24 protein-coding genes are annotated in these 23,458 nt (G+C 49.8%); 19 read left to right on the top strand and 5 right to left on the bottom strand.

From position 1 onward, the window contains the following. Positions 1 to 22: 22 nt before the first annotated feature. From C5O22_RS07565 to C5O22_RS07580, 4 genes are all read right to left on the bottom strand, one after another. A complete protein-coding gene (locus C5O22_RS07565) occupies positions 23 to 799 on the bottom strand; it encodes a DeoR/GlpR family DNA-binding transcription regulator (protein WP_243692906.1) in 777 nt (258 codons plus the stop codon). Between the two features lie 181 nt (positions 800 to 980). Next, positions 981 to 1,967 (bottom strand): substrate-binding domain-containing protein, encoded by a 987-nt coding sequence (locus tag C5O22_RS07570; protein ID WP_132780611.1) that lies wholly within the window; start codon positions 1,965 to 1,967, stop codon positions 981 to 983. A gap of 9 nt (positions 1,968 to 1,976) precedes the next feature. Further along, positions 1,977 to 3,917, bottom strand: coding sequence for a sensor histidine kinase (locus tag C5O22_RS07575; protein ID WP_132780612.1), 1,941 nt, complete (start codon positions 3,915 to 3,917; stop codon positions 1,977 to 1,979). Next, positions 3,910 to 5,505 (bottom strand): response regulator transcription factor, encoded by a 1,596-nt coding sequence (locus C5O22_RS07580; RefSeq protein ID WP_132780613.1) that lies wholly within the window; start codon positions 5,503 to 5,505, stop codon positions 3,910 to 3,912. Before C5O22_RS07580 ends, C5O22_RS07575 begins: the two co-directional genes overlap by 8 nt. Positions 5,506 to 5,725: 220 nt before the next feature. On the opposite strand from C5O22_RS07580, the gene C5O22_RS07585 reads away from it, so the two are divergent. The 19 genes from C5O22_RS07585 to C5O22_RS07670 all read left to right on the top strand — a co-directional run bounded on the left by C5O22_RS07585 (position 5,726) and on the right by C5O22_RS07670 (position 21,989). After that, positions 5,726 to 6,799: a LacI family DNA-binding transcriptional regulator gene (locus C5O22_RS07585; protein ID WP_132780614.1), complete on the top strand. Its 1,074-nt coding sequence runs from the start codon at positions 5,726 to 5,728 to the stop codon at positions 6,797 to 6,799. Next, positions 6,796 to 8,604: an L-fucose isomerase gene (locus C5O22_RS07590; RefSeq protein WP_132780615.1), complete on the top strand. Its 1,809-nt coding sequence runs from the start codon at positions 6,796 to 6,798 to the stop codon at positions 8,602 to 8,604. The genes C5O22_RS07585 and C5O22_RS07590 overlap by 4 nt, the downstream gene beginning before the upstream one ends. 294 nt (positions 8,605 to 8,898) lie before the next feature. Next, positions 8,899 to 9,897, top strand: a complete 999-nt coding sequence (locus C5O22_RS07595; RefSeq protein ID WP_132780616.1) for a tryptophan--tRNA ligase — start codon at positions 8,899 to 8,901, stop codon at positions 9,895 to 9,897. 173 nt (positions 9,898 to 10,070) lie between these two features. Next, on the top strand, positions 10,071 to 10,514 hold the full coding sequence (ndk, locus tag C5O22_RS07600; RefSeq protein ID WP_132780617.1) for a nucleoside-diphosphate kinase: 444 nt from the start codon (positions 10,071 to 10,073) through the stop codon (positions 10,512 to 10,514). After that, complete coding sequence (locus tag C5O22_RS07605; RefSeq protein ID WP_132780618.1) at positions 10,498 to 12,309, top strand: M3 family oligoendopeptidase; 1,812 nt, start codon at positions 10,498 to 10,500, stop codon at positions 12,307 to 12,309. The genes ndk and C5O22_RS07605 overlap by 17 nt, the downstream gene beginning before the upstream one ends. Continuing rightward, positions 12,306 to 13,376, top strand: a complete 1,071-nt coding sequence (locus C5O22_RS07610; RefSeq protein WP_132780619.1) for an NAD(P)H-dependent glycerol-3-phosphate dehydrogenase — start codon at positions 12,306 to 12,308, stop codon at positions 13,374 to 13,376. The genes C5O22_RS07605 and C5O22_RS07610 overlap by 4 nt, the downstream gene beginning before the upstream one ends. A gap of 3 nt (positions 13,377 to 13,379) precedes the next feature. Next, entirely contained in the window at positions 13,380 to 14,726 is a 1,347-nt protein-coding gene (gene ffh, locus C5O22_RS07615; RefSeq protein ID WP_132780620.1) for a signal recognition particle protein, read from the top strand. A 269-nt stretch (positions 14,727 to 14,995) separates the two neighbouring features. Next, complete coding sequence (gene rpsP, locus C5O22_RS07620) at positions 14,996 to 15,244, top strand: 30S ribosomal protein S16 (protein ID WP_132780621.1); 249 nt, start codon at positions 14,996 to 14,998, stop codon at positions 15,242 to 15,244. A 22-nt stretch (positions 15,245 to 15,266) separates the two neighbouring features. After that, complete coding sequence (locus tag C5O22_RS07625; RefSeq protein ID WP_132780622.1) at positions 15,267 to 15,500, top strand: KH domain-containing protein; 234 nt, start codon at positions 15,267 to 15,269, stop codon at positions 15,498 to 15,500. 12 nt (positions 15,501 to 15,512) lie between these two features. Continuing rightward, positions 15,513 to 16,025 (top strand): ribosome maturation factor RimM, encoded by a 513-nt coding sequence (gene rimM, locus C5O22_RS07630; RefSeq protein WP_132780623.1) that lies wholly within the window; start codon positions 15,513 to 15,515, stop codon positions 16,023 to 16,025. Then, entirely contained in the window at positions 16,022 to 16,819 is a 798-nt protein-coding gene (trmD, locus tag C5O22_RS07635; RefSeq protein WP_132780624.1) for a tRNA (guanosine(37)-N1)-methyltransferase TrmD, read from the top strand. Before rimM ends, trmD begins: the two co-directional genes overlap by 4 nt. A gap of 40 nt (positions 16,820 to 16,859) precedes the next feature. Then, positions 16,860 to 17,243 carry a 50S ribosomal protein L19 gene (gene rplS, locus C5O22_RS07640; protein WP_132780625.1) on the top strand — a complete coding sequence of 128 codons (384 nt, stop codon included), beginning with the start codon at positions 16,860 to 16,862 and terminating at the stop codon, positions 17,241 to 17,243. A 6-nt stretch (positions 17,244 to 17,249) separates the two neighbouring features. Next, positions 17,250 to 18,350, top strand: a complete 1,101-nt coding sequence (locus C5O22_RS07645) for a hypothetical protein (protein WP_132780626.1) — start codon at positions 17,250 to 17,252, stop codon at positions 18,348 to 18,350. Next, positions 18,347 to 18,604: an EscU/YscU/HrcU family type III secretion system export apparatus switch protein gene (locus C5O22_RS07650; RefSeq protein ID WP_132780627.1), complete on the top strand. Its 258-nt coding sequence runs from the start codon at positions 18,347 to 18,349 to the stop codon at positions 18,602 to 18,604. The genes C5O22_RS07645 and C5O22_RS07650 overlap by 4 nt, the downstream gene beginning before the upstream one ends. Beyond that, complete coding sequence (locus C5O22_RS07655; protein ID WP_132780628.1) at positions 18,601 to 19,821, top strand: HD-GYP domain-containing protein; 1,221 nt, start codon at positions 18,601 to 18,603, stop codon at positions 19,819 to 19,821. Before C5O22_RS07650 ends, C5O22_RS07655 begins: the two co-directional genes overlap by 4 nt. Then, a complete protein-coding gene (locus C5O22_RS07660; RefSeq protein ID WP_132780629.1) occupies positions 19,818 to 20,171 on the top strand; it encodes a YraN family protein in 354 nt (117 codons plus the stop codon). The genes C5O22_RS07655 and C5O22_RS07660 overlap by 4 nt, the downstream gene beginning before the upstream one ends. Further along, entirely contained in the window at positions 20,168 to 20,338 is a 171-nt protein-coding gene (locus tag C5O22_RS13490; RefSeq protein ID WP_165910451.1) for a hypothetical protein, read from the top strand. Before C5O22_RS07660 ends, C5O22_RS13490 begins: the two co-directional genes overlap by 4 nt. Next, positions 20,325 to 20,810 carry a hypothetical protein gene (locus tag C5O22_RS07665; protein WP_132780630.1) on the top strand — a complete coding sequence of 162 codons (486 nt, stop codon included), beginning with the start codon at positions 20,325 to 20,327 and terminating at the stop codon, positions 20,808 to 20,810. Before C5O22_RS13490 ends, C5O22_RS07665 begins: the two co-directional genes overlap by 14 nt. Positions 20,811 to 20,819: 9 nt before the next feature. Next, complete coding sequence (locus C5O22_RS07670) at positions 20,820 to 21,989, top strand: GGDEF domain-containing protein (protein ID WP_132780631.1); 1,170 nt, start codon at positions 20,820 to 20,822, stop codon at positions 21,987 to 21,989. A gap of 169 nt (positions 21,990 to 22,158) precedes the next feature. On the opposite strand, the gene C5O22_RS07675 is transcribed toward C5O22_RS07670, so the two are convergent. Next, entirely contained in the window at positions 22,159 to 23,334 is a 1,176-nt protein-coding gene (locus C5O22_RS07675; RefSeq protein ID WP_132780632.1) for a PP2C family protein-serine/threonine phosphatase, read from the bottom strand. Positions 23,335 to 23,458: the final 124 nt, after the last annotated feature.

Genomic DNA, 23,458 nt, shown 5'->3' on the forward strand with positions numbered 1-23,458 from the left:
AATTTTTCCCTTTCCGAACCCTTCATACCAGTTTCAGATTAACCGCCGCTTCCTGAAGTTCCGCTACCGCCGCCTCTGGAAGGGCCGAATCGGTAATGATCAGGGCCACCGCTGAAAGAGGAAGGACCGACACGAAACCAACCTTTCCATATTTACTTGAATCAGCCACGAGGATTGTTTGTTCCGCATGACGCTTCATGGCTTTTACGATTTCCGCTCCTTCAATAAGATGGGTAGTCATTCCCCGGCCCAGGCTAAAACCATCGGTACCTACAAAGGCAAGACGCACATTAAGCTGACCAATCGTCTCAAGCGCCAGGGGACCCACCAGCGATTCGGTGGGTCTGCGAAATTCTCCCCCCGTCATAGTAACTTGCAACGCCGGATTCATACGGGCATAGGAAAACGCCAGGGTAGAATTGGTCACGATATGGACATCCCGTTTCCCTATTAAATAGCGGGTAATAAGCGCCGTCGTGGTTCCTGCTTCTATCATTACCACATCCCCATCTCGAATGAGCTCTGCTGCAGCCCGGGCAATCCGATGCTTTTCTTCTATATGCTGTTGTTGTCGTTCCAGAATATCCTTGTGATAGGCGGGAACCGCTCCCCCTCGGGTCCGGATGAGCCAGCCCTTTTCTTCCAGCCCCCGCAGGATAGTCCGGATACTAACCTCCGAGAGATCCCATTCCTGAGCAAGCTCGCTTACCTGGAGGGACCCTTCCCGGGCAAGTCGTTCAAGGATAAGTCGCTCCCGATCCTGAAGTTCATCAATCATAACGCCAAAACCTTTCGTCATAGTTTCATATTACTTTCATTACACTTTCATATTATACATCATAATACGAGAAATGCAAGCAGAAAATAAGTAAATCAACAGTCTTTTTGAAAAAAACAAAGGGGAAAGAAATTTAGAGGGGGCTTTTTTAAACACCGGTTACCGAGGCTAGTATTTTTCAAACAGCAAGCCTCGCATCGCTTTACTTCACAAAAGGAAACAGAAGCTTTTGGTGCTCTGGATAATACATATTTTCAGGAGTAATCAACACTGAACCAGTGTCGGTAAAAGAGGGAAAGGTTTTTCCCCTCAGGACATCCGCTGCTATTTGGACAGAAAGGTATCCCATCGAAAAGGGCCGCTGGATTACGGTGGCATTCAAGACTCCCTCTTCGAGGAATTGAACCTCCACAAGGGAATTATCAAAACCATAGAGTTGCACCACACCTTTTTTCCCCAGATCCCGGATGGCCCGGGCACACCCGATTACCGAGACCTCATTCATCGCAAGGAGTGCCCTTAAGCGAGGATGCTGATTCATCAATGAACGGGCGATGGTATAGGCATTTTCCTCAAAATTGTCGGTAAAATAGGTACCAATAATAGTAAAGCGAGGATCCTTTTCAAGGATACTACGAACCCCCTGTTCTCGTTCTATAGCTGTAGTGGCTCCAGGGATGTGATTTACAATAGCTACCATACTCCCTGGCGGGATATGTTGCTGGGCATAGCGAGCAAGTTCCCGGGCCGCTTCCACATTGTTGGTTGCCACAAATGTCCTGGGTAGCGGACTTTTTACCCCCGAGTCGAGGGTAATTACCGGAATTCTTTGGCTATGAGCCTTTTCTACCAGAGGAACAAGCCGATCTCTATCTGTGGCCGCCAGAATAATTACTGATGGCTTTTGTTGAATTACTGCCTCCATAATACGGATTTGACTTTCGATGTCACTTTCGTCGGGAGGACCTACAATTTCAAGACCTATTCCTAATTCATTCGCCGCCATTCGCATGGCCGTTTTAACTACTTCCCAGAATTCCATATTTGTATCGATGGTTTTTAAAACCGCCACAACTCGTATTTCTTTTTGTGGAAAAGGGGTTCGAGTAAAATACAGGATGATAAAAATCCCCGTAAAAAGAAGAAAAAGAAGTATCGCCGGTACAATAAAAACCGTACGTCGTTTCATACTTTTCCCCTATTCTTCTATATCTTCTAAAATCGCCGGCAGGTCGATGTAGACAGTTGTTCCTTTACCTTCCTGGCTTTCATAGCGTAAACCATAGGCTGGACCAAAATACAACTTGATTCGTTCATCCACATTAAGAACCCCCAGTCCATGATGCGAAGTCCCGCTATGAGAATTATCTGCTATTTTTAAAGGAATTCCAAAGGATGTCCCTCCCTTTCTAGACAGGCCTCCCTCCCCAGAAAAGGACGCACCAGATTCTCCTTCAGAAAACCCACCGGCTTCAGATTCAGAGGGAAGACCTTCATTTTTTACCCTTCCCAGTCGTTTTCGCAATCTTTGAAGCGTCTCATCATCCATGCCAACCCCATCATCCTGAACAAAAAGCTCTATCCGGTCTCTACTTCCCTCAGGTTCATGGATCAAACAACCACCAATTACCACAAGTCCTGGGCCTCCTTTGTTTTTGATGCCATGATAAATAGCATTTTCTACCAACGGCTGGAGGATAATTTTTACCGTTCGATATTCTATAAGAAGGTCCGGTATTTCTATTCGATAATCGAGTCGGTCCCGATAACGGATCTTCTGAATAGTAAGATAATTACGGACATGTTCCACTTCCGAGCCAATAGTCACAATCTCCCGACCCTTACTAATACTGAGCCGAAAGAGCTTTGCCAGGGCTGCACTCATTTCTACCACTTCGGTCTGTTTTCCTCCTTCGGCCATCCAAATAATAGAATCCAATGTATTGTACAAAAAGTGGGGATTTATTTGCATTTGAAGGGCCTTTAACTCGCTTTTTCGTTTTGCTTCCTGTTGTTCCTTAATTCGATAGAGAAGTTTTTCGATTTCTTCTACCATCAGATTAAAATCCCGGGCCAGTTCCCCTATTTCATTATTCGCCCGAATATTTGACCGAATATGGAAATTCCCCTGTTCCACAAGACGCATCGAATTCCGCAGTCGCTTTATGGGACGAGAAATTTGTTGGGCTACAACAATAGAAAGAAGTATCGAAATCGAGAAAAAAGCCACCCCCCACAATGCATAGGTCCGTCGAATGTGCTCCTGATTTTCCACTAATTCATCTTTATAGTTAACCCCCACCACTTTCCAATCCACATTCTGGAGGTTTTGAACACTATACAGAACTTTCATGTCGGGAATATCGGCGATAAAATAATCACTTTTTGTTTCAAGAATTTGAGGGATATTCTCTTTTTTTAAACCACTATAAATAAGCTGTTGCTGGGGATGGTATACTAATTCCCCCTTTCCATCAATAATAAATACATACCCCCGTTTCCCAAGCCGGACAGAGCTACAGATCCGCTGGATAAGATCATAATTCAGATCCACCAGCAAGATACCAAGAGTAGAGGCGTCCTGTTCTGAAACAATACAACGGGATAAAGATATCACCCACCGATATTGATTTTTAAGGATGTTCTGGACGTGGGAAGAGGAAATATGACTTTCTCCCGGCCTTTGCATAGCCGAGACAAACCAGTTTTCCCGCCTTGGATCCCGATGAGGATTTACTTCGAGCCGCTCATCATGAAAAAGAGGTTTGCCCTGCATATCAAAAAGAGCGACTAAACTTATATCTTTCCGGCTGCGGATAATAGTTTCCAACACTTCCCGGGCCCGTTGACGAGAAAAAAAACGACTTTCCTCTGTAGCAGAAAGATATCCCTGAATATCCTGATTTCCCTGGATAAAGGAAGAAATACTCTTCATGTAATCGATATACATGTCCACATTCTGGGCAATCTGACGAATCAATTGGCGAGTATAGGTCCGGGAAGAAAGTCGGGCCGCTTCCTCTGTAAAAGCATATGAAAGTAAAATAGCAGCCACGATGATAGAGACCGATACCACCGAAAAAGCCAGGGCCATGGTTACTTGAATACTATGAGAATGGGATGCTGCTCGTTCACTCATAATTCTTCCTATATTCGCCAGGTGTCTTGCCAATTAGTTTTTTGAATATTAGCCCAAAATAGTGCGGATCCTGATATCCCACAAGGCGGGCAATTTCCGCGGTTTTTTTGTCGGAACTTCGCAGTAATTCACAGGCCTTCTGGATTCTCGTTTCGGTAAGAAGTTCCACAAAGGTTTTGCCGGTGTGGGTTTTGAGAAGGGCACTTAAATAACTAGGACTAATATATAGTTCCTCACAGAGACGACGAATAGAAAGATCCTCTTGCATATAAAAACGTTCTATATACCCCAGGGTCTCTCGAACCTTCTGGATAGCCAACTTCTCTTGTCGTCGTGTTATCAGAGCCTGGATACTTTCCGCCATGGCAGAAAGCCAGTTTCTTAAAGTATCTAACGTACGAATAGAACGAAGGTCTTCAAAAGGGCCGGCCCCCGGAGGGAAAAGTTCCGACAAGGGGATATTGAGTTCTTCTAACACTACCACCACCAGAGCCGCCAAACGTTCAAGCAAAAGATGAAAACCATGAGGGGATAGCTCATACAACACAACCTTCGAGACTAGTTCATCGATGGCCTTTGATATCAAAACAGGTTGAATCAACGTTAACCCTCGTTCCAAAAGATCCAGGGTTTGCCTGAAGGGCTCAAGCGTTTGGGTATTTTCTTGCGAAATTTCATTTCGTACGAGAACAATTCCTCCTTCTCCTCGAAGCACATGACTTTGCAGAATTCGGCGAGTTATCCGATATTGGTCGGGAAATTGATGTATTGTCCGAATAACCTCACTAAGGCACACCACGATAGGACCTAATGCATGTTCTTGAAATCGTTGAAGGCAAATCTCTGCAATTGAAAAGGCCTTGCCGTACAACGTATTCACCGTTTCTTCCCAGAAAATACCCACGAGGTATCCCTCATCATGCAAAAGAGATTCTCCTCCCCTCAGAGTAATTTCATTACGAAGAGAGAGAATAGTTAGATCCAGCGTTTCTCCCTGAAGAACAGAACAGGTATCGATCATCAAGAGAAGATACACCATCCCCTGCAAGGGTAAGGAAATGGAAAAATAGTGGAATCGTTCCTGAAGTTCCTGAAGGTCCGGTACGGCTGTAAACAATTGAGCTAGATATCGTTCTTTTAAGAGCGGAAGACTTTCGGCAAGCTGTTGTCGTAGCTTGCTATATTCTTCTTTCTGGCTCCGTTCTGCATCAAGGAAATCTCTAAGTTTTTCAAGGGTTTGTTTAAACTCTTTAAGGGTAATAGGTTTTACAATGTAATCATGAACCTGTAGCTGCAAGGCCCGACGGGCATATTCAAATTCATCATAACCAGAAATGATAAGAATCTTAGTCCCCGGATATCGAGTAAGAACCTGCTCGCTTAAGGCAAGTCCATCCATAAAGGGCATATTAATATCGGTAATAAGAACATCAACCGGTTCTTTCTCGAGCATCTCCAGGGCTTCTTTCCCATTGTCCCAGGCCCCTACCCAGCGAAACCCCAGGTCCTCCCAGGGAACCAGATTACTCATTCCTTCCCGGATTTCTGGTTCATCATCTACCACCGCACAGGTATAAAAACGCTTCATGACGTATATTGTAAAACAAAAAAATTAAATCGGGGAATTTTTGTGTTTCCTGTCATAAGGGAAAGAGTGCCCGTAGTTCCAAACCGAACCAGGCCAATGGGGCACGTACCCCAAGGGGGTACCATGGCTGTTTACAGAACAAATATGCCACACATTTTTCTTGACACCAACGAATTCCCATAGGATAATACACATTAAGAAATGTAATCGATTACATACTATGAGTAGTAACGATTCAGTAACGGTAAAATTAGTAGCCCGTAAGGCAGGGGTCTCAGTCGCCACCGTATCCCGGGTACTGAACGACCACACGAGTCATCTTGTTCGAGAGGAGACCCGCCAGAAGGTCCTTCGTACTATCGAAGAACTGGGATATCGACCCAATCCTATTGCCCGAAGTCTTAAGACCCGTTCTTCCCGTACTATTGGTATTATCGCTCCAGAACTTACCAATGATTTCTTTATGGAATTGGCAGAGGTAATTGAGCAGGAACTGCAGGATAGAGGCTATAGTCTTTTGATAGCCTCTTCTTCCAATGATTCTGATATTGAAGCCCAACGGCTTTCCCTATTTGCAGAACGGCGGGTAGATGGGATCATTCTTATCCCGGCAGGCAAAAAGACTGAGTATCTACGGGATTTTGTCGAGGCCGGACCACCGCTTATTCTCGTAGACCGATACGTGGAAGGTCTCCCTCTGGAAGGGGTGGTTTCCGATAATATTACCGGTGCCTGGGAATTAACTCGCCGTCTGATTCAGCGGAGGTGTAAGCATATTGCTTTTGTGGGGGGAACCCTCGATCTATCTCCCGCTCGAGATCGATTTGCGGGATTTCAGAAGGCCCTAACAGAAGCGGGGATATCTCAAGACCCTCGGCTATATCGACTCGGTGGCATGGAAATCCAGGACGGATACAAACGGATGACTGAACTTCGACAAGAAGGTCTCTATTTTGATGGTATCTTTGCGGTTAATCTTCTGGTGCATATAGGAATACAACGGCAGTTACTGGATTTCCCTCTTTCCCAACCGGTACCAATCGTGGCCTTTGATGAAAGTCCTTACATTCCTTTCTTCCCTCATTGCATTGCCACCGCCCACCAAAATGTCCAGGAAATTGCAAAAGTAGCGGTTCGACGTTTACTACAACGGGTCGAAGGGGAAACGGATCCGGCCCAGGATCTCTTCCCAAAGGACCCCTCCCTCCCAAGGGACATCCGGGAGCCCCCACACATTTCTATACCTGTCCAGATGAAGGACTATACACCATACGCTAAGGAGGTAGCGCTATGAACAAAGATTTTGAGATCCAACAACCGGTATATCGATACCAAGGGGAGCCCCCTAAGATAGGGATTCGTCCCACCATCGATGGCCGGATGGGAGGGGTGCGAGAATCCCTTGAAACAGTCACCATGGGAATGGCCCGAGCAGCCGCTCGCCTCATTCAGGATAATCTACGCCATCCCAACGGGATGCCCGTAGAATGCGTTATCGCCGATACCACCATCGGGGGAGTAGCAGAGGCAGCAGCCTGTGCGGCTAAATTCAGTAGAGAAAACGTGGCCATCACCCTCACGGTAACCCCTTGCTGGTGCTATGGGTCTGAAACAATGGATATGGATCCCCTGACCATCAAAGCCGTGTGGGGATTCAACGGAACCGACCGTCCAGGAGCAGTATATCTAGCAGCGGTTCTCGCGGCCCATAATCAGAAAGGATTACCCGCCTTTGGTATTTACGGACATGATGTACAGGACCTCACGGATACGGACAAGATTCCTCCTGACGTGGCAGAAAAAATTCTTCGCTTTGCCCGAGCAGCCCTTGCGGTGGCATGGATGCGGGGAAAAAGTTATCTTTCGGTAGGTTCCGTTTCCATGGGAATTGCCGGTTCTATCGTGGATCCCGATTTTTTCCAGACCTACCTGGGGATGCGAAACGAATACGTAGATATGAGCGAATTGGTCCGGCGAATAAACGAAGGGATTTATTCAAAGGAGGAATTTCAACACGCTCTCCAATGGGTCAAAACCTATTGTCATGAAGGTAGTGACATTAATCCCCCAGAAAAACAACATAGCCGAACCCGGAAAGATCAGGTATGGGAAACAAGCATTAAGATGGCCATGATTGTCCGGGACCTTATGGTGGGGAACCCCCAGTTGAGGGCCCTTGGTTTTTCAGAAGAGGCCCTGGGGCATAATGCAATTCTTGCCGGATTCCAGGGGCAAAGACAATGGACTGATCACTTTCCCAATGGGGACTTCCTGGAAACCATCCTAAACTCCTCTTTCGATTGGACTGGCATTCGACAGCCCTACCTTGTGGCTACTGAAAATGATGCTCTCAATGGTGTCGCCATGCTTTTTGGACATCTTCTTACTGGAACCGCCCAGATTTTTTCCGATGTTCGAACCTACTGGAATCCCCAGGCGGTGCAACGGGTCACCGGATGGAAGCCTCAAGGAGTGACAGAAGGGGGCTTTATCCATCTTATTAATTCAGGGGCCACCTGCCTTGACGGCACGGGCAAACAACAAAAGGACGGAAAACCGGCCATAAAACCATACTGGCAAGTAACTGCCGAAGAAGCAAAGGCCTGCCTTGATGCAACTCTGTGGCGTTATGCGGACCTTGGCTATTTTCGGGGCGGCGGATATTCATCAGACTTTCTTACCGAAGGGGGCATGCCTGTTACCATGAGTCGGATAAACCTGGTTAAAGGGTTGGGTCCGGTTCTTCAGATTGCTGAAGGGGTTACCGCCACACTTCCCGCGGAAGTTCACGATAAGCTGGACAAACGAACCAACGAGACCTGGCCTACCACATGGTTCGTCCCTCGATTAACGGGCAAAGGCCCCTTTACGGATGTTTATTCCGTGATGGCCGCATGGGGCGCTAACCATGGGGCCATAAGTTATGGCCACATTGGGGCAGACCTTATTACGCTGGCATCCATGCTCCGGATTCCTGTATGTATGCACAATGTGGAAGAAGATCACATTTTCCGTCCCACCTATTGGAAGGCCTTTGGGATGGATAGTGAAGGAGCCGACTATCGGGCATGTAAGACCCTGGGGCCTCTCTATAGATAAATCTTTCCGAAAATTCTTCGCAGCAGTTACAATAAAGCGGGGTCCTATTTTCTGTTTCTCATGGATCGGGGAAAAGTGAAAAAGGAAAGGGGCCCCGCGATTTGTTGAAAGGCCCGATCATGCAAAAATAGTCCGTTTTTAGAAGGGTGACAGTTTTACTCAAAGGTGCGGAGATTATCCTTTTTCTGAGTTCGAAGGAAAAGAAGACCCTATCATTCCTTGCCGCGGCTGCCCAAAACCAGTACAATAAGGGGGCCTACAAGCACGACTTTATCACTAAACCAGGAGCAGCCCATGTCAAAGGTATCCCTTACGGGCATCAAACCGACCGGCGATGTCCATATTGGAAATTACTTTGGAGCCATCAAACCGGCCCTTCGTCTTGCAGAAACCTATGAAGCCCGGTATTTTATCGCCGATTATCACGCCTTAAATACCGTAAAAAATCGGGACGAACTGGTGCAGAACATCCGCAGCGTGGCAGCCAGCTGGCTCGCCGCGGGGCTCGATCCCAATCGGGTAATCTTCTATCGACAAAGTTCTATTCCTGAAACCTTTGAGCTTTCCACCATCTTGATGTGCTTTACCGCCAAGGGACTAATGAACCGGGCCCATGCCTACAAGGCGGCGGTCCAGGCTAACCTTGAAAAAGGGGAAGATCCCGATGCGGGTATCAACATGGGCCTGTACACCTACCCCGTCCTTATGGCGGCGGATATTCTCCTGTTTGATACCCACGTGGTTCCGGTGGGGAAAGACCAGGTCCAGCACGTAGAAATGGCCCAGGATATCGCCCAGGCCCTGAATTACAACTACAAGAAGGACCTGCTGGTCATTCCTCAGGCTCTTATCCAGGAAGAAGTGGCGGTGGTCCCCGGCTTAGATGGCCGCAAGATGAGTAAGAGCTACAACAACACCATTCCCCTCTTTGTTCCGGAAAAACAGCTACGAAAGCTGATCATGCGGATCGTGACCAATTCCCAGACCGTAGAAGAACCGAAGGATCCCGACAAGTGCCAGATCTTTGCCCTGTACAAGCTCTTTGCCACGGCGGAAGAACAGGCCCAGCTTGCCCAGCGATACCGGGCGGGTGGCATGGGCTGGGGCGAAGCCAAAGAAGCCCTTTTCCAGGTCATGAACCGGGAACTGACCCCCATTCGGGAACGGTACGAAGCCTACATGGCAAATCCCGCTGAGCTAGATCGGATCCTTGCCGAAGGGGCAGAGAAAGCCCGGGCCATCGCCCGTCAAACGATTCAGCGGCTGCGCCGGGCCATTGGTATCGAATGGTAACAAAGAGAGGGGCAGAAAAGCTGAAACTGAGGCCGGAGCCGGAACCGGCGCCCTCGCGTAGAAGGTAGAAGCAGGGCACCAGGGGGAGTTCCGGGGTATATATCCCGGAACGAGAGGCCCTGCCAAAGGGCCCCTATAGCACACCTAGAGAAATCTTGCTATAGTAGCCTATTATGGAACGCACCTTTGTGATGCTCAAACCGGGCGTCTTACAACGTCGAATCGTCGGAGAGGTCCTGCACCGTTTTGAACGGAAGGGCCTTAAAATTATCGCCCTGAAAATGATGCAGCTAAGCGAAGAATTGGTAAAAACCCACTATAAAGAACATGAGGGCAAACCTTTTTACGAAAAATTGATCGCCTACACTACGTCAGGTCCCGTGATTGCCCTTATCATCGAAGGAGAAGGGGTTATCGCTACGGTACGGCGCCTGGTGGGTCCCACCGATGTCACCGCGGCCCTGCCGGGAACCATCCGGGGGGACTATGCGTATCAGACCCGACTCAATATCGTCCACGCCTCAGATTCTCCTGAAGCGGCGGAGCGGGAAATCAAGCTATTCTTTGAGCCCGAAGAAATTCATCCCTGGGAGGACGGCAATGCCCGGTGGTTCTAATAAACTTCCCCGGTGGGACTTATCTCCTATTTACGACAATTTTGATAGTCCCCGGTATCAGCAGGACAAGATTCATCTTAAAGAAGAAACAGAAAAGCTGTTACTCCTGCTGAGCAAACCTCTGCCTGACGGGGCAGAACCTTCTTCTGAGAACGAAGTGGTAAGGGCCGTACTGGAACTGTTCCATGCCTATGAACGGTGCGGGGATCTGGCGGAAAACCTGGAAGCCTACGCGTCCGCAATCTACACAGCGGATACCAAAAACACCCGGGCCCTCAAAGAAATCAATGACATCGAAGCCCTTTCGCTTCCCCTGGGAAAGGCGGCGGTCCTGTTACGGAGCCGTCTCGCAGAAAAGGAAGTTCTCCTGCGTTCCCTCCTGGAACACCCCGAACTTGAGCCCTATCGCTTTTTCATAGAAGAATCCTTCATAAAGGCCCGTCACCAGATGAGCGTGGACCTGGAGGACCTGGCCAACGATCTCTGTCGTTCCGGGGCCGATGCCTGGAGCCGCCTCCAGGAGGCTATTTCTTCGAACCTTTCGGTGGTCTGGGATGCTACCACGGGGGAGAAAAAAACCGTGGTGGCCCTGCGGAATCTGGCCTTTCATCCCGATCGATCGGTACGGAAACGGGCATACGAAGCAGAGCTAGAGGCCTGGAAATCGATGGAAATCCCCCTGGCGGCTTCCCTGAATGGGGTAAAGGGCTTTGCTATTTCCGTGGACTCCCGACGGGGGTGGAAATCGCCCATCGAAAAAGCGGCCTTCCAGTCCCGGATCAGCATGAAAACCCTGGAAGCGCTGATCAGCACCATCGAAAGCTCTCTTCCGCTGTTTCGGCGTTACCTAGCCCTGAAGGCCCGGGCCCTTGGTGTAGGGCGGTGCGCCTTCTTCGACCTCTTTGCGCCGGTGGGAAAGAGCCACAAGCACTGGGACTGGAAAGAGGCGGAGGAATTTATCTGTCGTTCCTTCGAAGCCTTCGACCCCACAATGGGGGATTTTGCCCGGGCCGCCTTTACCCGCCACTGGATTGATGCGGAAGTTCGGGAAGGCAAGATCGGCGGCGCCTACTGTACCGATTTTCCCCTGCCAGGGGAGTCCCGGATTCTGTGCAACTTCGAAGGGTCCTTTGATTCGGTGAGCACCGTGGCCCACGAGCTGGGACATGCCTGGCATCACGAGGTCATCAAAGACCTCCCCCGGACCTTAACGGCCTATCCCATGACATTGGCAGAGACGGCCAGCACCTTTGCGGAAACCCTTATCCTTGAAAAGGCCCTGGAAAGGGCGAGCAAAGAAGAACAACTCTTTCTTATTGAAAGCAGCTTAAAAGATGCCTGCCAGGTCCTGGTAGACATTCTGAGTCGCTTTTATTTTGAACGGGCCCTCTTTGAAAAACGGGCTGGAGCAGAATTGAGTCCGGAAGAACTGTGTTCCCTTATGCTGGAAGCCCAAAAGGCAACCTACGGGGAAGGGCTCGACCCGGATTTTCTTCATCCCTACATGTGGGCCGTGAAGAGCCACTACTATAGCCAGGCCCTGGGATTCTACAACTTTCCCTACGCCTTTGGGCAACTCTTTGCCTATGGCCTGTATCGACGGTTCCAGAAAGAAGGGCCATCATTTGCGGAAACCTACCGGAAACTCCTGCGGCTTACCGGTCAGGCACCGGCAGAAGCGGTAGGAAAGGCAGCCGGCTTTACCATAGAAGACCCCTCTTTCTGGGAGTCGGGAATTTCGCTCATTCAGGAGCGGGTTGATCTCTTTGAACACTTGATAGAGGAAACACCATGACCACGAACGTCGGTATTTTAGGAGCGGGAGCCTGGGGAACGGCGGTAGCCAAGGTGATCGCCGAAAAGGGTATCCCCGTAGATATCTGGAGCCATGAAGAAAGCACCGCCGAGGACATTAACCAACTGCACGAGAACCGCCGTTTTCTCCCCGAGGTACGCCTGCCCGAAAACCTGCGGGCGTCGACGGATGCGGAAGCCGTGGCTAACGGGAAGGAGTTCCTTATTCTGGCGGCCCCCTCGCTCTACCTGTTAGATACGGTAAAGAAAATTCTTTCGGTTCCTTCAATCATGGAGGGCCAGACCACCATTGGGGTCATTACCAAGGGGTTCATTCCCACGAAAAAGGGGCCCCGGCTTATCCTGGAGACCCTGGAGGACTATCTCCCTGGCTTTTACAAACATTCCCTGGTATACATTGCCGGTCCAAGCCATGCCGAAGAGGTGTCCCGCGGGAAAATCACGGGCCTCATTGCGGCAAGCGAAAGCGCTAAACACTCGATTCGCTTCCGGGACCTCCTGCGCACCAATCGACTCCTGGTGTTTTCTTCTTTTGATGTAAAGGGGGTCCAGGTAGCAGCGGCCTCTAAAAACGTAGTCGCCATCGCCTTTGGCATGCTTGATGCTCTTAAAACGGAGGCGTGCAAAAAAGATATCGAAGACATGTTTGGGGATGGGACCGAATCACTCCTCCTTGCGGCGGGGCTTAACGAGATCCAGCTGTTAGGTCGGGCCATGGGGGCCACCCATCCGGAAACCTTTACCAGCATTTCCGGTGTGGGAGACCTGGATGTAACCTGTCGTTCTATCTTTGGACGAAACCGGCGCTTTGGGCGGGAAATTATCGAAAAGGATATCCTTGCCTCTTTCACTTCTATTGATGATATCATTGAGCGGATCGGAGAAATCGGTTATCTTCCTGAAGGGGTGGTGGCCGCCAAGTATGTATATCAGCTCGCAGAACAGTACAAGCTGAAAATGCCCATCTCTCAAGGGGTGTACCGTATCCTGAATCGGGAAATCGGGCCCCTAGACTTTCTCCACACCTTTATCAAAGATCTGGGGTAAGCCATGTTCGAGAAAATCACCCAGAAGGTACAGGATGCCCTGCGCACCATCGCAGGGAAAGCTACGATTACCGAAAAGAATATTGAAGATGCGGTAGAAGCCATTAAGATGGCCCTGCTAGAAGCGGATGTAAACATCCGGGTGGTGCGGCGTTTTGTCAACAGTACCATCGAAGAAGCAAAGGGCGAACGGGTTCTTCGGTCGGTGGAGCCGGGGCAACAGTTTATCAAGATAGTCCATGATAAGCTGGTGTCCTTCTTAGGGGATCAGAAACAGGACCTTCATCTGAAGGGGCCCGATGCGATATCGGTCATCCTTATGATGGGGCTCCAGGGGTCCGGTAAAACTACCACGGCGGCCAAGCTAGCCCTGCGGCTTAAAAAAGAAGGCCGTAAGATCCTCCTCGTGGCGGCCGACCTGGTGCGACCTGCGGCGGTAGAACAGCTTTCAGTCCTGGGTGAGAAAATCGGTGTTCCCGTGTATAAAGAAAGTGGCGCCACCGATCCGGTAAGGGTATATCAGGGGGCCCTCGCCTGGGCTAAGAAAAACCTGATCAACACGATCATTGTGGATACCACCGGCCGCCTGCAAATCGATGAGGCCATGATGGCCGAACTTAAGCGGCTCCGGGACGTGGCTCAACCGGACGAATTACTCCTCGTGGCCGACGCTATGACCGGCCAATCGGCGGTAGACATCGCCAAAGCCTTTGATGAACAGATTGGCCTTTCGGGGGTCATCCTTACCAAATTCGATTCTGACACCCGAGGGGGTGCCGCCCTTTCCCTTAAAACCATCACCGGCAAGCCCCTCAAATTCGTGGGGGTGGGTGAAAAACCGGAGGATCTGGAACCCTTCTATCCCGATCGGATGGCAAGCCGCATTTTAGGTATGGGCGACGTGGTAAGCCTTGTAGAAAAGGCCCAGCAGGTGGTGAGCCAGGAAGAGGCCGCCAGACTCCAGAAAAAAATGGAAAAAGAGGAGTTTACCCTGCAGGACTGGCTGGATCAAATTCGATCGGTAAAGAAGATGGGTTCCCTTAAGTCGATGCTGGAACTCCTGCCGGGGATGGCGGGCCAAATAAACGAAGAAGATCTTAACACGGCGGAGCTTAAGATAGAAGAGGCCATTATCTGTTCCATGACCAAGCAGGAACGGGCCAACTATCTTATTATCGGACCCTCTCGCCGGGCCCGCATTGCCCGCGGGTCGGGCACCTCCGTGGCAGAGGTGGCCCGTTTACTGAAGAAATTCGAAAAGATGCGGACCATGATGAAAAAAATGGCAAAGATGAGTAAGAATCCCCAGGCGGCCCAGTCGCTCCTTTCCCGTCTTGGCGGAAGGGGATAAAAATGGGGAGAGCCCCTTCTCTAGAGGGGCTTGGGAACACCTCCGCCTACCCCTATCTGTTGGATTGGGGTAGGCCCAGGGGGATACCATGTCTGTTTACAGAACGCCCCTTTCTTCCCTTGACGAAACAGGTTCTTTCTGGTACATAGTAAGCTTACGCGCCCCTTTACTACAAGCGCAAACAGGTTTCGGAGAAAAGCCCGACTCCGGAATCGGTGGATTCATTGTCCGGGCCTTCCCTTAGGGAATTGATTTCGAGGAGGAAACCCTTGAGCGTACGGATACGACTAAAGAAGTTTGGTACCAAAAAGCGTCCCTGTTATCGGATCGTGGTAATGGATTCTCGTGCTCCCCGGGATGGAGCAACCATCGATGAGGTAGGGTATTACCATCCCATCGCTGCGGAAGGATCCCAAATTCACTTTGATAGTGAAAAGGTCCGTTCCTGGCTGCAGAAAGGAGCTATTCCCACCGATACGGTACGGAAGATCCTGAACAATGCCCATTTCACCTTCTAAATAAATCAAGGGAGAAGCTATTATGGAAAAGGATCTCGTTGAGTACATTGCGAAATCTCTGGTTGACAATCCTCAGGCTGTCCAGGTAAAGGTTGTAGAAGGAGAAAAGTCCACCATTCTAGAATTAAAAGTGGCGCCAGAAGATATTGGTAAGGTCATCGGTAAGCAAGGGCGCATCGCCAAAGCAATTCGGACTATCCTCCAGGCTGCCACGGTCTCTTCCGGGAAGCGAACAGTACTGGAAATTCTCGATTAATAAGGAGCCCGGGTGGTAGATCGGTTTATTACCGGTATCATCGGGGCCCCCTATGGTGTACGTGGCTATATACGACTCCAGCTTTTTTCGGGTGAAACGGCCCATATAAAGAAGCTTTCACGGATAGTGTTGCGTCGGGGCGAAAAAGAGCTCCTGTTTGAGGTAGAGGGCACCCAAAAAGCGGGGAAAGCCTTCCTTATAAAGCTGAAAGGGGTGGATAGCCCTGAAGCGGCCCGTTTATTGCAAGGTGCAGAGCTGATTGTCCGACGAGAAGAGGCGGCTCCCCTCCGGAAGGATGAATATTACATTGAAGACCTGCGGGGCCTTACCGTATATAGCCCGACACCAGAAGGAGAGGTGGTTGGGACCATCGCCGACGTGGTAGAGGGCGGAGGCGGTCAACTTGTGGAAATTCATTGTGCCGATGGTTCTTATAAACTGGTTCCCTTCCGGAATGAGTTTTTTGGAGCCATTGAAGTGGAAAAGGGGTTTGCGGTCCTTAAAGAAAGGTGGATTTTAGAGTGAAATACACCGTTCTTACCCTTTTCCCGGAAATTATCCAGGCCTTCTTTGCCACCTCCATCATGGCAAAGGCGGTGGAGCGGGGCCATATTGGTTACCGAACCATTAACATTCGAGATTTTGCGCTGGATAAACATCATAAATGCGATGATGCTCCCTATGGGGGTGGGGCGGGGATGCTCATGCTTCCCGAGCCCCTGGGAAGGGCCCTCCAGGCGGCAGGGGTAGTTCCCCGGTGGCAAAGGCAAATCCCAGAAGGGGCGCCAGAGAGCGAAGAGGCACCTCAGGGTTCGGCTCCCTATGTGATATACCTTTCTCCCTCGGGGAAGCTCCTTACCCAGGAAAAGGCCCGGGGGCTTGCGCAAAAGAAAGAGCTGGTGCTTATTTGTGGAAGGTACGAAGGTATCGATCAGCGGATTATCGATGCCTACGTGGATGAAGAACTTTCTATCGGGGACTATGTACTATCTTCCGGTGAAGTGGCAGCCCTCGTTCTTATTGACGCCACCTATCGATTGGTAGAGGGGGTCATTTCGCGGGAATCGCTGGAAGAAGAAAGTTTTTCTGGAGGCCTTTTAGAATACCCCCAGTATACAAGGCCAGAAGTTTATGATATGATGCGAGTTCCAGAGGTGCTCCTTTCAGGACACCATGAACAGATCCGTCGATGGAGACTGGAACAACGGGTTCGTAAGACCCTTACGGTCCGGCCCGATCTGATTGAGCGGGGCCTTAAAGAGGGGGTCTTCGACGGAGAAGTGAAAGCGTTAATAGAAAAACTGCGAAAGGGAGAGTAGTCCTTCTCTTATATCGCAGAGAAGAATTAAGGGGACACAGATGAACGAGATTAGGGCTATCCAGGCATCACAAATGAAGGAAGAGGTGGATCAATTCAAAGTAGGAGATACGGTCCGGGTCCACTTTAAAATCGTGGAAGGAAAAACCGAGCGGGTCCAGGCCTACGAAGGGCTTGTTATTTGCATGAAAAACTCCGGGGTAGGAAAAACCTTTACGGTTCGGAAAAATTCCTACGGCGTTGGGGTGGAACGGGTATTCCCCCTTCATTCGCCCCGGATTGTTAAGATCGAAGTCATGAGACCCGGTAAGGTTCGGCGGGCGAAGCTGTACTATATTCGCGAGAAAATTGGAAAGGCCTCTAAGATTAAGGAGCTTATTTCCAAGAAGAGCGACGAAGCAGCCCGGGAAGAAGTTCAAGCATAGGATAGTATGAAAACAGGGCCCCTGCCGCCTGCGGGGCCTGACAGAGTTCAGGCAGGAAAGCGACATCCCGCACCGGTGGACCCGACAGAATCATTCCATTCCCCAGTAAAGAGCCCTGCTCCTGAAAAAAAAGAGGGAGGGGGTTCTGTTTTTTCTCTTTCCCTTCGAACCTTTTCTCCCGAAAAGATATTGGAATCAGTTGGGCTTCCCGCTGATACTCTCTCCCGGAGGATTGTCCAGTTTCTCACATTACTTCAGCTTCCTTTTAAAAAGGAGATAATCCAATCCCTTCGCGCTTCGAGCCTCCCCTATCCCATCAACCAACGGGAGGGAGCGGCCTGGTTACACACCCTTGCGCTGGCTAAGGGGGTACACCTCTCCATCAACTTTGTTTCTCGGACTCTTTCGGAGCTTTTCCCTACCCTGCCTTCCACAAAAGAAGAACAAGGGGGATATTTTCCCGTGAAGACGAGTTCTTCTCCTAACCCATCCCAAGCCGTAGAATCCCTCGACCCCGATGGGGGCCACCCAGACGATGGGGCCTCTACCTTTTCTCAGAACGAAAACCAATCTTTTAATGAAAAGAATCCTCCCCAATCGGAAGAAAAAAGTGAAGAAGAAGCTCCTGCCAGGTTCCTGTTACAAAAAATTCAGGAACTGTGTGACCCTCTGGTAGGGGGACCTTCTTTTTCTTCGCAGGAACCGGGGGGACTGCTTTCTTCTCTTTTTGTTTCCTCCCTCCCTTCCTGGAACTTTTTTAACCGAATTCCCTCAAAAACAGGGCGGGAATGGCTTATCCTTCCCCTTACCCCAGAAGAAGGGGTCAGCGGTACCCTGCGCTTCCTTTTCAGCACCGCCCCTAACAATCCTCCTCTTCTCCAGAGTTTTACGATAGATGTAACCGATATACCCCGTTTTCGCTTTGTCTTTGTATTCAGCCAGGGAAGCTCAAACCAATGGCGGGCCCTTGTAATGTCCCGCCCCTACCCATCCGATACTAAAGGTATCCAGGCCATCCTTGCGCCATTTACGCAGGAAGTCACCTATAAGCCCATCCCTCAGGAAGAGGGACTCTTCCCAGAATTGGAGGACCTCCTGGAACTATGAAAAAAAAGCTGGCCTCTGCCCTTTCCTATAAAACCGGAGACTATGCACCTCGAGTTGTAGCCCAGGCAAAGGGGAAACAGGCGGAATACCTGCTTCGGATTGCGCAAGAATGGGGTATTACTATCGTAGAGGACGCTACCCTTGCCCAGCTTCTGGAGGAGTCTGCCCCCATTGGTTCCTACATCCCCTCCTGGTGCTGGGAGGCGGTGGCCCGAATTCTGGCATACATTAAACGGAAAGAGGAAGGTCTATGAAAAAAGTACCGCTCAGTCAGCTGAATCCGGGTATCGTTTTTACAGAACCGGTCTACATTCAGGATAACCACCTGTTTGTAGCCGCCGGTGTTCCGGTAAAACCAAAAGAGTTGGAACGGCTTAAAGCCTGGGGCATTGATGCCGTATACACCAATGGCGACATTCTAGTTCCCCCGCAAGAAAAAGAAGAAGCGGCACCCTCGAGAGGAACGGCAAAAACCCCAGATGAAGGGACACTTTCATCCCCACAAGCAAAAGAAGAGCTTTCTTCAGCAAAACGACAAATTCTGAGTTTACCCGAAGTACTCGAACGGTCCGGGGCCTATAAAACATACACCAATCTTATTGAAAAACTCTCAGACATTTTCGAAACTATCGCCCAGGGCCTATCGGTAAACAATCGGAGTATCGATACGATTACCGATCGTCTCTTAGAACTGGTTCGAGAAAACAGCGATCAGGTGGTTACCTACATTCTAGCGGGAGAAATAACAAGTGCCTCCCTGGCAAAAAGCTCAGTAAACACGGCCATTCTTGCGGCGATGATCGCGGAAGAAATGAAAATTCCGAATGTAAAGATTCTTACCATCACTACCGGTGCCTTACTCCATGATATCGGGATGCTCCGGGTTCCTCGAGAAATCCTTGAAAAAAAGGAAAATCTAACCACTCAGGAGCTTCAGCGAATTCAGGTACATCCCCTATATGGGTATAAAATCATCGTAAAAGAATTGCTTTACTCCGAAGAGGTTGGTCGCATTGCCCTGCAGCACCACGAACGATGGGATGGAGAAGGCTACCCCCGGCGACTTTCCGGCGAAGCTATCGACATAGGGGCCCGTATCGTGAGCGTTTGCGATGCCTTTGAAGCCATGGTAAGCGAGAAACCCTACCGCAACTCCATGATTGGGTATCAGGCCATGAAGAATCTTCTTTCCGATAATGGTCGCCGCTTCGATCCAGAGGTACTGAAAGCCTTTATCAAGACCATGGGGATCTATCCTATAGGCTCCCTGGTACTTATCAACAATGGCGCCTTAGCCCGGGTCATCGATGTCCATGGCGATGCGCCCCTGCGTCCTAAACTACAAATCTTGATCGATGAATTTGGCAAAGCATATAAAGGGAACGAAGGAGAAGTGCTGGATCTTTTAACCGAAAAGAGCCTTTTCATCGTTCGGGCCATCAATCCAAAGGAAATCGAAAACCTTGTATGAAAAACAAGCAAAAAGGGAAACAGGGAGAAGATCTGGCCGCTCGGTTTCTTGAAAAAAGGGGCTATCAAATTCTCGAACGGAATTTTCGCTCTATCTCGGGAGAGATAGATATTATTGCATTACAAGAAGATACTATCGTTTTCGCAGAAGTGAAAAATTGGGATTGCTATGGAGAAGAGGACCTTGAGTATTCTATCAACCATAAAAAACAAGAACGGATCATTAAAACGGCTAACGTTTTTCTGGACAGCCATCGACAATATAACCGTATGAATGTACGGTTTGATGTACTCTTTATTCAGGGACAGGCGATTCACCATCTTGTCGGGGCCTTTACGGAGTGTGTATGATAGAAATACAACAGCGACAGCAGTACCAGCGGCATTCAATAGAGGAACTGAAACGGCTTATTAACGATGAACGATATGTAGCATATGCCATACAGAGGATAGCCCAGGTACTGACCGAGGAATTAATGGCCCTGCCTGACCAAGGAGAAGACCATGAACGATCATAACCGACCGTGGAATCATCGGAAAAAACAAAAACAAAAAAATAAGCAAAACCCTAAAACCACCGAAGCTCCGGTTTCTGCCAAACAACCAGATAAGATTCGCTATGATAAACAACGGGGAACCCTCGTAGAACGCCCCCAATGGATACCTCCTCGCCTGGGTCAGGCAAAACTGCCTCGTTTTGAGTGTCCCTACTGTGGTAAGCCTATTCAGGACATTATGGCCGCCCTCGCAGACCGAGAAACCGGGGTCCCCGTTCATTTTGATTGCGTCATGGAACGGCTTCGCTCCATGGAGTTCCTCTCTGAAGGAGACGTGCTAAGCTACATCGGCGGGGGGAGATTTGGGATTGTCCACTATCCTGAGCCAACGAATACCACCAAATTCACCATAAAAAAGATTATCCAGTGGGAAGATAAGGATTCCCGTCCTCAGTGGCGGAAAGAAATCTGTGACAACTACTCTACGACCTGAGGGAGTTCCATGACCCGGCAGGAAGATTTTTTAAGGAATCCTAAGGTTCTTTCCAATTACAGCCTCTTAGAAGAAATTGGGGTTTTCACCTATATTGATACCCTTAAGGCTGAAATTAAGGATTACGAAGACGTCCTGCGGGGAGCCCGGGAAATTTTTACTCAGCCCTCCATCGATACGGTTCTAGAAACTACGGTAAAACTCATTTCGGATAAATTCCTGCCCAGTTTTATGATTTTTCTCTGGAAACCCTCCACAACCCACCAGGACCTTATTGTAAAGGGGTACAAGAATTTCCGTCCCTTCGATGTTCGCATCGCCCTGCCCAATCTTTCGGTCTTTGAAACCTTTTTTAAACAGTATCCGCGGCCTATTAGTTTTGAGCTTTTCGAGTTTCAGCTTCAGAATGAAGTGGCCACCGCCCCCCTCAGGGCCTATGAACCAGCCATCGTTATTCCTATCATTGGGCCCTCGGGGCTCTATGGGCTTATCCTTGTCGGCAATAAGTTACTAGAAGACCAATACAGTCCCCAGGAACTTTTATACCTGGACCGACTCATGGCCTTTTGTTCCCAGGCAATTCAAAACCTATTGAATTATGAACACTCCGTGCGGGACCTTAAGACGGGACTGTATAACCATGGATATTTCCGATTGCGCCTCCAGGATGAAATCGCCCGGTCCCACCGGCTCCATATCCCCTTTTCTCTCATCATAATGGATGTGGATCGTTTTAAAAGCTTTAACGATACCTATGGACATCTGGCCGGAGATCGGGTGCTGGAAGCCATAGCCCTGACTATCCGCGAGAGCCTTCGAGTTCAGGACATTCCCGCCCGTTTTGGGGGCGAAGAATTTACGGTGCTCCTTCCCGAAACAGACCGGGCAGGGGCCTGGCTTGTGGCAGAACGGCTGCGCCAGAAGGTCGCAAAAACCCAGATTCCCTGGGATCCTCCCCTCCCCTCGGTGACCATCAGTGTAGGGGCCGTAGAATACGAACCAGCCAGCAACCTTACCCCGGAAGAAATCATCGCTCGGGCGGATAAGGCCCTGTATCAATCAAAACAGCGGGGAAGGAATCGAACCACCATGTGGGGGGCGGGACTCTTGCAGCGGACCATACTGCTGGCCCGACAACGGAATGTGGCGGGAGCCTCTCCTCAAAGTGCCTCTTCGTAAAAGAGACCTCAGTCGTGGTCGGTCATCTTCTGGCCCAGGCACCCTCGCCCCGGATATTTTCTCCTATCACGGATAAAAGGAACGGAACAAAAGAGGGCCCCCTTACCCCCTCTTAACAAGAAGCAAGGAGCAACAGGTCGAATTTCGTCGCATCCCTTTCATCCTATTCCTATATTCCTTTGTATTCAAAATACAACAAAGACATATCATCCTGTTGCGGTACGGTTCCCCGGAATTGGTCTACCGCCCGGCTTACCACTTCGCACACGGACTTTTGTTCCCGCCGGGCACCAAGGAGAGAACGGAACAGCCGGTCCTCTCCAAATTCGGTCCCCTCCGAGTTTTCCTGTTCCGTTATCCCATCGGTATAGACATACAGCGTATCCCCTTCTTTCAGGAGAATACCCGAAAGGTGGGGAGTAATCGAGATGTCTACCCCAATGGGAAGGTTGGTGTGCTTACTCTTTACCCGAACGATGTGGTTGTTCCGCAGGAGTATGCTGTGGGAGTGCCCCATATCGGCGTATATCAGAAATTTCTTCTGCGGCTCGTACAAACAGAAAAAGCCCGTGAGGTATTTTTCAAGATGGAAGGTGTTTACAATGGCCGTGTTTAAATCGATGAGCAGTTCCCGTAGGCCCCGTCGGTATTCGTAGGCCCGGAGCATTCCCCAGAGGAGCGAGACCACCAGGGAAGCGGCAACCCCCTTCCCCGACACATCACAGAGGGTTGCAAAAACATTCCCATTCCGCAATTCCTGTACATAATAGAAGTCTCCCCCTACCCCTTTGGCCGGCCGGGACCATCCCTGGACAACACAATCAGGACGTTCTATCATGTTCTGGTCAAGCAACCGGGCCTGGAGACGACCGGCCAGTTCAATATCTTCCTGGGTCATGCGGGAAAGAAACTCGTGAAGGTCTATGTTAGAAAAAATCCCTTCGAATTCTCCGTCATGGGAGACAAGTCCATAGTAATGAATATCCCGGGCGGTATCGGTAAAGGCCTGCAGTTGTTGGGCCACCTCATAAATACCCGTCCGGCTATCAAAGAGGGGGACCTCCGCAACCAGTTCATTCACGATGCTCCGCTGAAACACATCCCGGCCGAAGGGCTTGCCAATCATGGTAAACAGCCGTTCCCGCTCAAGAACCCCGCAGAACCGTTGATGTTCATCCAGTACGCCCAGAACCGGTACGTCTGGATGCCGCTGTAATTCATCGGCCACGTCTAAAAGACGGTCCGAAGCCGACACAGCCATGAAGTACCGGGCTATGGTACTGATGGCATTGGGATACCGTTTATGGGGACGAACCATAAAAAGGCAGGTTTTCTTTACCATCATAGGGAACAGTGTAGGGGGTGTTTTTTATAAAACTGCTATTGAAATGTGAATTTTCCTTTAAAATATCAGGTCCGCCGGTCTTTGTTCCCAGTCCCTTCGTTTCTGGTTCTCGTTCCCCGGCCCC

Origin of the sequence: Treponema sp. J25, assembly GCF_004343725.1 — a bacterium.
Taxonomy (GTDB): domain Bacteria; phylum Spirochaetota; class Spirochaetia; order Treponematales; family Breznakiellaceae; genus J25.